Source organism: Nostoc sp. NMS4, from assembly GCF_017115095.1.
In the GTDB taxonomy this organism is placed as follows: Bacteria; Cyanobacteriota; Cyanobacteriia; order Cyanobacteriales; family Nostocaceae; genus Nostoc.
Map to the genome: position 1 here is coordinate 17,139 of NZ_JABXKI010000130.1, position 11,917 is coordinate 29,055.

Annotated in this window: 15 protein-coding genes; 10 read left to right on the plus strand and 5 right to left on the minus strand. The window is 39.6% G+C overall.

Going from position 1 to position 11,917, the window contains the following annotated elements; all coding sequences use genetic code 11:
• Positions 1-75 precede the first annotated feature (75 nt).
• The 3 genes from HWQ37_RS10460 to HWQ37_RS10470 all read left to right on the plus strand — a co-directional run bounded on the left by HWQ37_RS10460 (position 76) and on the right by HWQ37_RS10470 (position 2,740).
• Positions 76-723, plus strand: a complete 648-nt coding sequence (locus HWQ37_RS10460) for an MOSC domain-containing protein (RefSeq protein WP_292746629.1) — start codon at positions 76-78, stop codon at positions 721-723.
• A 266-nt stretch (positions 724-989) separates the two neighbouring features.
• Positions 990-2,135: an AAA family ATPase gene (locus HWQ37_RS10465; RefSeq protein ID WP_292746632.1), complete on the plus strand. Its 1,146-nt coding sequence runs from the start codon at positions 990-992 to the stop codon at positions 2,133-2,135.
• Positions 2,132-2,740, plus strand: coding sequence for a DUF4276 family protein (locus HWQ37_RS10470; RefSeq protein ID WP_292746635.1), 609 nt, complete (start codon positions 2,132-2,134; stop codon positions 2,738-2,740). The genes HWQ37_RS10465 and HWQ37_RS10470 overlap by 4 nt, the downstream gene beginning before the upstream one ends.
• A gap of 75 nt (positions 2,741-2,815) precedes the next feature.
• Here HWQ37_RS10470 and HWQ37_RS10475 read toward each other — a convergent pair whose 3' ends face one another.
• On the minus strand, positions 2,816-3,199 hold the full coding sequence (locus HWQ37_RS10475; RefSeq protein WP_292746638.1) for a hypothetical protein: 384 nt from the start codon (positions 3,197-3,199) through the stop codon (positions 2,816-2,818).
• Positions 3,200-3,722: 523 nt separating this feature from the next.
• Between HWQ37_RS10475 and msrA (HWQ37_RS10480) the strand changes: the two genes are divergently transcribed.
• Positions 3,723-4,400, plus strand: coding sequence for a peptide-methionine (S)-S-oxide reductase MsrA (gene msrA, locus HWQ37_RS10480; RefSeq protein WP_292746640.1), 678 nt, complete (start codon positions 3,723-3,725; stop codon positions 4,398-4,400).
• Between the two features lie 49 nt (positions 4,401-4,449).
• On the opposite strand, the gene msrA (HWQ37_RS10485) is transcribed toward msrA (HWQ37_RS10480), so the two are convergent.
• Both msrA (HWQ37_RS10485) and HWQ37_RS10490 read right to left on the minus strand, forming a co-directional pair.
• Complete coding sequence (gene msrA / locus HWQ37_RS10485; protein ID WP_292746643.1) at positions 4,450-4,941, minus strand: peptide-methionine (S)-S-oxide reductase MsrA; 492 nt, start codon at positions 4,939-4,941, stop codon at positions 4,450-4,452.
• A gap of 350 nt (positions 4,942-5,291) precedes the next feature.
• Entirely contained in the window at positions 5,292-5,888 is a 597-nt protein-coding gene (locus HWQ37_RS10490) for a peroxiredoxin-like family protein (protein WP_292746646.1), read from the minus strand.
• 713 nt (positions 5,889-6,601) lie between these two features.
• Here HWQ37_RS10490 and HWQ37_RS10495 point away from each other — a divergent pair.
• Both HWQ37_RS10495 and HWQ37_RS10500 read left to right on the plus strand, forming a co-directional pair.
• A complete protein-coding gene (locus tag HWQ37_RS10495; protein WP_292746649.1) occupies positions 6,602-7,027 on the plus strand; it encodes a hypothetical protein in 426 nt (141 codons plus the stop codon).
• Positions 7,028-7,056: 29 nt separating this feature from the next.
• On the plus strand, positions 7,057-7,614 hold the full coding sequence (locus HWQ37_RS10500; RefSeq protein WP_292746652.1) for a tyrosine-type recombinase/integrase: 558 nt from the start codon (positions 7,057-7,059) through the stop codon (positions 7,612-7,614).
• An 89-nt stretch (positions 7,615-7,703) separates the two neighbouring features.
• Here HWQ37_RS10500 and HWQ37_RS10505 read toward each other — a convergent pair whose 3' ends face one another.
• Together HWQ37_RS10505 and HWQ37_RS10510 are read right to left on the minus strand one after the other, a co-directional pair.
• Positions 7,704-7,874, minus strand: coding sequence for a hypothetical protein (locus HWQ37_RS10505; RefSeq protein WP_292746655.1), 171 nt, complete (start codon positions 7,872-7,874; stop codon positions 7,704-7,706).
• A 151-nt stretch (positions 7,875-8,025) separates the two neighbouring features.
• A complete protein-coding gene (locus HWQ37_RS10510) occupies positions 8,026-8,286 on the minus strand; it encodes a hypothetical protein (protein ID WP_292746658.1) in 261 nt (86 codons plus the stop codon).
• A 321-nt stretch (positions 8,287-8,607) separates the two neighbouring features.
• Between HWQ37_RS10510 and HWQ37_RS10515 the strand changes: the two genes are divergently transcribed.
• The 4 genes from HWQ37_RS10515 to HWQ37_RS10530 all read left to right on the plus strand — a co-directional run bounded on the left by HWQ37_RS10515 (position 8,608) and on the right by HWQ37_RS10530 (position 10,916).
• A complete protein-coding gene (locus HWQ37_RS10515) occupies positions 8,608-9,156 on the plus strand; it encodes a GNAT family N-acetyltransferase (protein ID WP_292746661.1) in 549 nt (182 codons plus the stop codon).
• Between the two features lie 22 nt (positions 9,157-9,178).
• Entirely contained in the window at positions 9,179-9,718 is a 540-nt protein-coding gene (locus tag HWQ37_RS10520) for a hypothetical protein (protein ID WP_292746663.1), read from the plus strand.
• A gap of 340 nt (positions 9,719-10,058) precedes the next feature.
• On the plus strand, positions 10,059-10,226 hold the full coding sequence (locus tag HWQ37_RS10525) for a hypothetical protein (RefSeq protein WP_292746666.1): 168 nt from the start codon (positions 10,059-10,061) through the stop codon (positions 10,224-10,226).
• An 87-nt stretch (positions 10,227-10,313) separates the two neighbouring features.
• The gene (locus tag HWQ37_RS10530; RefSeq protein WP_292746669.1) at positions 10,314-10,916 is read left to right on the plus strand and encodes a siphovirus Gp157 family protein; all 603 of its coding nucleotides are present in this window, start codon (positions 10,314-10,316) and stop codon (positions 10,914-10,916) included.
• Positions 10,917-11,917: the final 1,001 nt, after the last annotated feature.

The following is an 11,917-nucleotide window of genomic DNA, read 5'->3' on the forward strand; positions in this document are numbered from 1 at the left end:
AATCAAGTAATATCAAGCATATTATCTATCAGGCTTAATATCGGTACAAAATTTGATTAGAGGAGATATGAAATTGTGCAAGTTATCTCAGTCAATGTAGGACTTCCCCGTGAAGTACTTTGGAAGGGCAAAACAGTTACAACTGGGATTTTTAAAGAACCAGTTGAGGGACGAGTGATGATGAGATCGCTCAACTTAGATGGAGATAGACAAGCTGATTTGAGTGTCCACGGGGGGAAAGACAAGGCAGTTTATGCTTATCCATTCGAGCATTACGACTATTGGCGGCGCAAGTTACCTGACATGGATTTGCCCTGGGGAATGTTTGGTGAAAACCTTACCACAGTTGGGCTGTTAGAAGATGAGGTTAATATTGGCGATCGCTTCCAAATCGGTAGCGCAGAGGTAATGGTGACTCAACCTCGAATGCCTTGTTATAAACTCTTAATTAAGTTTGGAAGGGCTGATATAGTTAAACAGTTTTTAGATAGCCGCCTAACTGGGTTCTACTTTTCGGTGCTGCAAGAGGGTAAAGTAGGAAATGGTGATACTTTGTCGTTAATCAGTCGAGACTCAAATAATGTCACTGTTGCTGATATTACCCGACTTTATGCACGGGAAACACACGACTTAGAATTGTTACACCGCGCCGTACAAGTTGAGGCTTTACCTACAGGTTGGCGAGACTACTTTCAGCAGCAAATCGAAAAGTTTAAAAGATGAATTTCATTAAAAGTATTTTTATTTTTTAAATAAATCGGTTTAAAGGTTGCGTTTACCCACAGCAAATTTACGTCAACTCAGTACCAGGAGCTTTATACTATCTCCTGTAATGGGGTTGTTATAGCACCTGAGCCTAAAACCTGAATTGCATAGAGATGTTTCTCCATTTATATGGTTTGCTCAAGCTTTTTGAAGATATACTGAAGATTGCTTGAATCTTAATTCTTAAGCAAGTTTAACTATTGTCAATTATAGTGGTTAGCTGTATGGATAGATTTGAAAACATATCGGTAAGAGGTTTTCGCCGTCTTTGGCAAGTCGATCTTGAGATGAGGGATCTGATTGTGATGATTGGTGCGAATGGGGCAGGAAAAACCTCTTTCTTAGATATTCTTTCAATACTAGCCGCTTCAGCCAATGGCAAGTTACAAGAGACATTGCAGTTGAAAGGTGGTTTAAACGAAATTTTGACTAGAGGCAAAGCGCAGGAACTTGAAATCTCAGTTTCAATGAAAGTGCCAGAAGAAAAACCTTTAAAATATGGTTTAACATTGTCTCCTAAAGGCTTGTCTTATGAAATTAGAAATGAAACTTTAACGCAGCAGAGGAATCCAAGTAAACCTGAGCCATTTAAGTACATTGAATCGCATAGCTTAGACATTAAATATTTTCAGGAAGGTAGTGGACTTTTAAGACCAAACTGGGAACATAATTATCTTGAAACATCGCTTTCCCAAGTTCCTAAGATGTATCGTGAGCCTGAAAACTTGAGAAAAAGCCTTGCTTCTTGTACTTATTACGGGGCACTTGATGTTTCGCAGAAAAGTCCAATTCGCTTACCTCAACAAATGCGTCCCGCGAAGCTACCTGGTGCAAGTGGTGAAGATTTAGTTTCCTGTCTCTATGATCTTCGAGAAACTGATAGAGATCGCTTTGAAATGGTTGAAAATGTTATTTCTACAGCATTTCCAGATTTTGCGAGGTTAAACTTTCCTCCAGTTGCCGCAGGAACTATTTCCATGACTTGGACAGATAGAAATTTTTCTCAGCCTATATATGTACATGAGTTATCAGAGGGGACACTGCGCTTTCTTTGGTTAGTTACTCTTCTGCAAAGCCAAAGCTTAACAACAATCACTCTGCTAGATGAGCCAGAAGTCAGCTTACATCCTGAACTTTTGAGACATTTAGCATATTTAATGAGAGAGGCTTCAAAACACACGCAGCTTATAGTAGCAACGCATTCAGATCGGCTGATTAGATTTCTTAAACCAAATGAGGTTCTAATTTGTGACCTTGAAGAAGGTGAGGCAAAGATGACTTGGGCTGACACTCTTGATCTGGATAAGTGGTTGGCGGATTACACCCTTGATCAACTTTGGGGAATGAATTTGATGGGTGGGCGTCCATGAAGATTGCTATTTTAGTTGAGGGGGCTACTGAGGTAGCTTTTAAAGAAAAACTGCGTCAGTTTCTCCAAACTCGTTTAGGGCAACAAATGCCAAGACTCAAGTTTATTCCGCAACATGGTCGAATTCCTAAAGAAGAAAAACTCAGGCGTGTAGTTGAAAATTTACTAACTGGCAATAATGCTTATGATGCTGTAATTGCGCTGACGGACGTTTATACAGGAACTAACGATTTTCAAGATGCGGCTGATGCTAAAGCCCAAATGATGCAGTGGGTTGGTAACAACCCCAGATTTTATCCACACACAGCACTACATGACTTTGAAGCATGGCTTCTTCCGTACTGGAAAACTATCCAATCCTTAGCAAAACATAATCGCTCTGCTCCTAGTGGTTCTCCTGAAACTGTAAATCACCAAAAACCTCCTTCATACTGGATCAAGGAAATTTTCAAATCAGGAGGACGCCAAGATTATGACAAGCCTATTCATGGGACAAAGATTTTGAAGGACAATGATCTTATGATTGCTATTCAGTCTTGTCCAGAACTAAAAGCTTTTGTAAATCAGATCGTCTCTCTTTGTGATGAAAATCAAGTAATTCCTTAATTTTGAAGGAGTAAGTTCGGTTGAGGAACGTAGGCGCAGCCTTCCCGCAGGGTAAAAGAACATTATCAACCCATTTTATTGGATAGTTTCGAGGCGAAAATGCTTAAATGCTCTAGCTGCTTCAGGAATTAGCTCAATGTACCAATACCCATTCGTTTCATCTGCAAACCAATTAACTATTGCAAGTGCTGGTTGACTAAATTCATTATCTTTTACTCCAAAAAAATTGCAAAAACTTGCACCTAAATGACCAATTTGCCCAGGAGAATCACCATCATATCCAGCAGCTTCAGATAACTCCCAAGTACGTAATCTGCGATTATCTTCCATAAAGTAACAATGCTGATACAATTTATCCAAGATAGCTTTATGTCCTAGAGTTAATCCTTCATAAATTGAGTGGAATGCCTCTAGATATTCTTCTTCTGAAAAAATACAACGTTCAACATATTTAACCACTTTATTATTCCCCTTTCGATTTGCCAGAATACCAACATTAAGGCTGTCACAAAGATATCAGTATTAAATCTTACTTTAAATAATTTATTTTCGCTTGATGATCTGTTCACGTTTCCAGGATTCAAAGTCACTAATCCTTAAATCAAATATCTCCTCAAACTCTTCAGGGTCAAAATATCGAATAATCATTTATTTTGATAACAAAAATTAATATAAATTTTTCCTGAGTTTATCCTAAATTTTTATTTATCAATTCACCTAGCCAATTTTAATCAAAATATCAGCCCCATCTTTGATAAAAACGTGATACTCAATATAGCAAATTAATTAAAATCAAGTGCAGATATGCAGAAGGTGAGATTATGAGAACCCCAACCCAAGAAGAAATCAGATTAGCAGAAGCCCAAAATCACATAGCCCATTGGCGCAGATGGGGGTCTTATTTAAGCGATCGCTATCTAAATGACAAAATAGCAGAATAAACTCGGTTCTTGGTCTATTAAATAAAGGAGTTCACAACGTCATGTCAATTCATAACTTTACTCTCTCCCGTCAGTTATTACGCAACTTGTCCATCATTTCGCTGACTTTTGTACTCCTATACGGTGCATCTCGTGTGATACTTCCTGCTCCCGCCACTGATATCTCGAATGCTGCACCGCAGGGAAAGCAAGTAGCGGTTTTCGCTGGTGGGTGCTACTGGGGAATGGAAGCAGTTTTTGAGCATCTCAAAGGTGTTTCTGATGTCGTTTCTGGCTTTTCTGGAGGCGATGCAAAAACCGCAGACTACGCAATTGTTAGTGCTGGATTAACCAATCACGCTGAATCAGTGAAAATCACCTACGATCCATCAAAAATATCATATAATCAGCTTCTCAAGGTCTACTTTTTGGTAGCCCATGACCCGACAGAGTTAAATCGACAAGGCCCAGACTCAGGTAAGCAATATCGTTCGGCGATCTTTTTTGCTAACGATGAGCAGAAACAGGCTGCACAAAAATATATCGCTCAACTCAACAAATCGCGAATCTTCGACAAGCCGATTGTCACAGAATTAGATCCTTTGAAAGGTTTTTATCAGGCTGCGGCATACCATCAGAATTATATAGTGCATCATCCGAGCGATCGCTATGTGGTAGTGAATGACTTGCCGAAGCTGGCTAAACTTCAAGCAAAGTTCCCTGATATGTATAGCAAGTAAGGGGATTTACAGCATTCGGCTTTTAAGATCCCCTCAATCCAGTGAAAGATTAGCCTATCTTGTAAGACGCTCGTCCATGCTTCTCCAGATATTGCTGATGATACTCTTCCGCTCTATAGAATTGTGATGCAGCTACAATCTTCGTCACAATTGGATTTTTATGATAACGAGAACTATTCTCAAGCTGCTCCTTAGACGCTCTTGCTAATAATTCCTGCTCTGGAGTGTGGAAAAATATCACTGACCGATATTGATAACCAACATCTAGCTCCTGATGGTTTGATGCTGTGGGATTGTGCTTATTCCAAAACACATTTAGCAGTTCATCATAAGATACTATTGCCGGATCGTATTCCACTTCCACTACCTCAGCGTGTCCAGTTTTTCCTCTACAGACATCTTCGTAGGTTGGATTCTCAAAGTGTCCGCCACTATAACCAACTGCTGTAGAAGTTACTCCCTTTACTTGACGAAATGCTGCTTCAACTCCCCAGAAACAGCCTGCTCCAAATGTCGCTTTTTGTAGATTAGCGTTTTGCATATCTTTGACAACTATTTTGTGATAATTCTAAATAAAAATCATCAAATCAGATAGATACTTGAGAAGGAAATATTTTCTCAATACTGCCTGATTGATTTTAATTATTAGAGTGACAGATTATCCTGAGATGAGTATGGTATAAAACTGAATATTATCTAAGAATTGGAAAAAATAGTGAAATCTAAAATTAATATACTGCTACCGCAGGGCAGAATTAAAAATGAATGCAGCATAAGCGTTTCATGGTAACAGAGCTTGCCGTAAAGCCTGCGGCATAGCTACGCTTAAGGCGTAGCCTCTCCAAGAGTTGTATTGATTTGGAATGGGTGGTTTATTTACGCCGTACTGTACTAGCTTTTGCTAACTGTAGGAATATTTCGTAGAATACTCACTATTTCAATTGGGTCTAACCGTTTAGTATAATCTGCATCAACAAAAGCATAAACGATTTTTCCGTCTCGATCAACTACAAATGTAGCTGGAATAGGTAGTTCAAAAGACTCATCTCCATTGTATCTAGGTAACACATGACCCTTTGACTCTAATATAGGTCTTAGATACTCCGGGATTTGAAACACAATCCCAAATTGACGAGCAATCATATTGCTGCGATCGCTCAATACTTCATAAGTTAGTTCATGTTTTTCTACAGTTGATATGGTATGACGAGTAGTTTGAGGTGAAATAGCAATTATTGATGCTCCTAATGTTTTAATTGCAGGTAATGCTTGCTGGAGTCCTGCTAGTTCTAAGTTACAAAAAGGACACCAAGAACCTCGAAAAAAGGAAATAACTACAGGCCCAGTAACTAGTAATTTTTGTAATTCTACTGCTTGCCTGAAAGCATTAGGTAGAATGAAATTAGGAATAATATCTCCTACCTTTAAAGCTTGGTCAATCATACCTGAAGAAATTAGCTCATTTTTGATAGACTCTGTAAAATTCATCGTAATTTTCCTGAAAGTTAACTTATACTTTTATGTACCTTTCTAGAGAAATACTGTTGCAGTGAATTTACTGAAATGAGAAAAGTAGACCCTTGGATTTGCATTACTGGGATAATTGCTTTAGGTTCCAAGGCATGATTATCATCTACTATTCTTGTTGTTTTTATACACGTTAAGCCATCCGTTCAATAAGGTGATTACCTACACCGACCGTAGGTCATCGCCTACGGCGGGCGGTTACGCCATCGCAAGAAGGCGGGGCGTAAGCCCATCGCGCTCCTAAACAGTTGCTCCCGTTCATCTGCGGCGGTTTGGGAAGAAGCCATAGCACAAGCCTTGGTGGTCAGGACATTAACAGATGATAAAACTTAGACACAAAAAGACTTTTCACCCAGTCCCCAGTCCCTTGCTATAACAGCATCAGCTTCCAGAACAAACACGGGCGGTGAATTAATTTCAGAATGTCTATTCCAAGAGTAGTTTTAGATACTAAGCCTGATGAAGGGCCTTGCAAAGGAGTATCAGAAAACCGACTCGTGCGTTCACACAAGTTAACATTTCAATTAATTTAGCAAAACCCTTTTTGTTAGTAGTGAGTAGAGTAGCAAGGGGGAGTAGAATGAGACTAAAAATGTCTGGGAACAGACGTTATCGGACATTTTTTTCGGGCGGATAAACCCGCTTCATCCCGCGTATTATTTTGAGGCTGTGTGATGACGTTATCACGTACAGACGCAGGTGTAGATACAGAAGAATTAGGGGTTGCGATCGCTCAGTTATCACCGGAACAACTAGCGGTGATCAAAGCAACAGTCGAAGCGGTGGTACAGGCAACTGGCACACCCAAAATCACTGGGGCGGAAACTACCAGCGAACTGTTTTCTAGTTGGCTCACCAGTAGGGAGTCAGAGCAAACTGTGCGAGCATACCGAAATGACGTGATGCACTTTGTTCAGTGGCGACTAGGCATTGACTATCCAGACTTAGATAATTTAAACCTGCACACCACCACCAAAGAAGATGTGGACAATTACAAAGCCCACCTACTTAAAAAAGAGAAAACAGGGGAAATTGCTCGTGCTTCCGTCCGCCGTCGCCAAGATCCCTTAAAAGCTTTCTGCGCTACGCTTGCGATGTAGGCTACTTGCGGGCCAACCCTGCAATGTTGTTGAAAGTACCTCCGGAGCGCAAAAAGATTAAGGAGCGCACCCTGACTGAGACTGAGATTGAAATCCTATTCGATGCAGCTGCACAAGTTGTAGAACAAGCCCCCACTCCTCACAAAAAGATACAAGCGCAACGCAACCAACTAATTCTGGAGCTTTTTTACTACGGTGCTATTCGGGTAGGTGAGAGTGGTTTAACCTGGGCTACCATGCATTCAAATCAGTCCGGGCTACCTTACATTAAAGTGGTAGGCAAAGGAGACAAGGAGCGCGATGTTCCCATACCGATAGAACTTTACCAATACCTTTTGGCTAATCGACAACATACTAAAGACAAAACCGAGCCGCTTTTCACAAGCCAAAAAACGGGTGAACCCATTTGCGATCGCCACATCCGCCGCATCATCAAATCCATTGCTGAAGTAGCAGGGTTAAGTCGCATCCCCTCCCCACACTGGTTACGGCACAGCCACGCTACCCATGCTGCTAAAAACACGCCTATTCACATCATCACTAAAACGCTGGGCCACTCGTCAGGGAAAATCACGATAGACAACTAAGCTAATCGGCATTTAAGTTGCATAAAAGCAGGGCTGAAGCCCTTACTACAAGCGAATCATTCTGGAAAAATGAATGACGATTAGCTTATCTACACGTGGGTGAAGATGAAGCTAGCTCTCTTAATCTCAAACGATATCGCTGAGGCTTTGTGAGATATGCCCCGATTAGAAATTAGCGGCGATCGCCACGTAGCCCATTGCGCCACTACCCCAGAAATGTGAACGCTTGCGTCACCTGAGCGGATGATACAGTTCGTCAAGAGCATTCCATTCCCAACCCACGCTCATTGGATCGCGGTTACGTGACCAACTCAAAAATTCTTTGGCGCTGAGTTTTTCTCTTTCAGCAATCAGGCTTTGGGGGCTAACACCGAGTCTTGGAGCAAGACTTTCGTTTGTCCTGGGTTGTAGTTAAACTTGTGTTTGTTGGTACGGGTGCACTTGTCTTCGCGGTTTGTTGTTGCTCAATCTCCCAGAGGCGATTGCCCGTTCGATTAGCTCCAGCTTTTTGGTGATAGCTTCAAGTTTTGTTTCCACCGAGGAGCCAATATCTGCAAGATGGGATTCCAGTTTCTCCAGCTTTTTCTCTAGCTGTTTGACTGATTTACTGCCTGCCGTTACATCGATATCATTATTGATATCGACATATTGATTGTAAAAGGTTTGGCGCAAAGCTATAATTTACTGAGTATTAATTGTGTCCATATTTTAAAGATTAGTTACATTTAGACACAATCTGCAACGGAGGCGATCGCTTCCAGCGGGCGGTTACGCCATCGCACTTGCTATTTAGACCTGGCGCGTTGACCTTCAAAGGTAGAGTTGACGCACTTCCCCTCGCTGTCCGTATACTCATTACTCCCTAGTGCCGATACATAAGCGCACTATCCGAAAGAGATCGTCCCAGTTTAAGAAGTGAACTTAAGACATCACCTCATAATTTGGTTGAAATGTCACAAGCTTTAATAATCAGTTGACAATTAGGAGCTTTAGGTGCAGCGAAAAATCGAGTTAAAAAAAGGGGTTGATAATACATCTGTTGAAGCCTATTTGGTAGATTTAGTCCAAAGACATGTTGATGATTATGTCAATTATTGGGTAGAAAGCTTAAGGTTATTTAGTCAAGAAGATAAATACTGGGATTGGATATTCAAATTAAGATATATTGACAATCAAGAAAATCTTGAAGGTTACGCAATTGAGTGCGAAAACAAAACTCAAGGATTAATGATAATAGAAACGCAAATGCACGGTTCCCGGTTGAATATTGGTAAGAGGCTAGTTTATGTTGATGGTATTGCCACTGCCCCCACTAACCGAATCGAGATTCAACGCCCGCCTCAATTCAAAGGTGTTGGTCAAGCACTATTAAATTTCGCAAGAATTAGAAGTGTTGAGTTAGGGTATGAAGGTAGAATTGGGTTGCATTCTTTACCAAGGTCTGAAGGATTTTACGAAAAACAAAACATGTTGAACTGCGGTTCGGAAGAAGAATATGATAACTTAGTCTATTTTGAGTATGGTGTATTGAGACAAAGATAAGGGCTGATCCGGGTAAAATTTTATGAATCATCAACAGCAAAAGGATAATTTTGAGGCAAACGAGTCAATAACAACCCAAGAAGCTATAGATTTACTTTTTGGTGAAGGATGGCTCGAAGAGGCTGTTTGCATCGAAGATGAAGCAAATTGCACGATTGGCGCTGGTTTGGATTGGGGTAATGCATTACCACCTTTAATGCTCAACCTTCCTTTATTTGGTCGCTTATCAACGCTGCGTGTATCTCTCAACCGCGAAGTCAGGCTAATAATTGAAACATGGGATTTAGGTATAGGTACAACTTCTGCGACAGAAACTGCAAGGGCACGTATTAAAGAGCGGTTGCTATCTCCTACGCCTGAGTTAATACCTCACTTGGAAGTCACCCTGCTGCAAGATGATTTATACGGTGAGGAGTTTATATCTAACCGAGAAGCTCTCAAATCGCTACTTGCAGTAGTTCTTACTGATGCTGATAGAGAAGAAATTGCAGAGAAGGCTGCTAATTCAATACGCACACAAGTTATGTCACAGGTGAATTTTTCCGGAAAACTTTCTGCGTAAATATAATCACAATAATATCGCGTCAAATTAAATCAAAATTAGTTTTCTGCAACCCAAAAAGAACTGATTGATGACTGGTAAAAACCGCAGTCGCTATTCTTCAAACTGGGATAATATCGCACTTGAGATCAAATCAAAATCAGACTGGAAATGCACGCGCTGCGGTATGCAATGCTTACGTCCAACTGATAAAAGAGATGTGGTAGAAAAACTAGTAGTTTAAGACAAATCAATAGTAGATAGTTATGAGAAAGGTAAAATATAAATATTATCTTTCTAATTCAAGATCACAACATTTGCTGACGCAACAACTTCGTCGAAAAATTGAAGTTGTATAAACATGAAAACTACTACGAGTTTTAACCAAAAAGCTAACAAAAAATTAGTAAAATCTGCACAGCAAATTCAACAAATAAGCACATTCATAAGCGAGGCAGATTACTACGACTACGAAGCAGAATTGGCACAAGAAAAATTAGAGTACTATCACTTGCGGTACGGATACTAAATTCAATCTCCCTTCAAGCATCAACTCTTCTTAGTCAACAACTAGTAGCAGTTAGTTGCTACTAGTTTTTTATATCAAAAGTAAATCATGACTCAAGCAATTGAACGCGAAATCAACCAACTCACTCTCAAAGAATTAAGCCTAGATGCTGCTAAACTTTGGTCACAGATAGAAGAAGCAAGCGAGTTAGGCGAAGAGGGTAATGTAGAACAACTCTTACAAGAACTTATGGGTGTTCAAGATGGTATCGAAACCAAAATCGATGCGATCGCCTGGGTAGTTGACCAGTTAAATCTTGACCTTGAAACCTGGGAGGAAAGAAAAGCGCGAGTAGCTGAACTCCACGATCGGGTAATTTCACGTCGCAAAACTCAACTTGAACAAATCAAGCGCACCCTCATCCACCTACACGAGATTGGATTAATCAATGACAAAAACATCGGTAAAGAAAGGGTAATTGAAATCAGGGATAACCCACCAAAAGTCGCTAACTTACTAGTAGAAGTAGATGATGAAGATTTTCCTGATGAATTTAGAGTTATTAAGTACCAAGCTAATAACAAGGCAATTATTGAAGCCTATAAATCTGGTAAAGATATTAGCAATGTTGCCGAGGTAACTATCGGGAAACAGGTGCGGTTTAAGGTGCAATCAGGTAGTAAGTCTCGTAACAAGAAAAACCACAACTAATGGCATACGCCCCAACCATGTGAATCAAACATAGGTATATCCCATCATTTTACAAAAATATCATCAAATGGTTAAGGGTCAAATCTTAATCATTTTTATTTTTTTTAACCTATAGCACCATTTTAAACTTTTTCAAAAAATCATCAAAACTTTGCCTGAATTTAAACTCCGTGAAGATATAATCGATGAAATTGTAGATATCAATGACAGCAACAGTAACTATGTCGGGCTAGGTACAAACATCGTTACGATAGGTTGGTATATTTAACCTTATTTAGTGTGGCTAAATAGTTAATTGCAATTGATTAGGTAGTTTATATTTTCAACTATCAATATGATAATTCAAACTACTGCTAAGTTTAAGTTTAATGTGAAGGGATGCAATCACCCTAAATAAAAACTTAAATATTAGTTATCGGGAGCAAGCTTAAAATGTCATATCACAAAAACCGAAGTATAGTTATCCGTAACGCTATTATCGACAGTTTTTTTATCCTCTGGTGTTTATTTTGGCGCACTGGTTTGGGGCTAACGTTTTTCATCATTTATGCTTCTGTTGGCTACATATCTTAAGCCTGATAACATCTTGCACCTGTTCAAGCAGTTTCTTTGGACGTTGTTCCATATGTAAAGTTGTGCAGAAAATTCCGTATAATATCCTCAATAGGGATGTTATACGGGAAATTTCCGTATAATAAATAGTTATACGTATGATTCGAAGTCATTCGGGGAGTTAGAAACTGCTCTATATATATCCTTACAAGGATATATATGATGAAACAATGGAGGAAACAATGAAGAATTTTTATGTATTATTTACAACTAAGCAAAAATTTTTGAGAAGGCATTTGCTAAGATATAGCGTTGGATTTATTGGAGTAAGTTCTTTATCAGTATTAGCAAATAGCTGCTCTCGTACAAGCATAAGCAAACAGAAAGAAAATCTGGCTCTTGCGCTACTTTTATGGTAAAAGTTAAAATAATTTAAATTTCATGCCTAT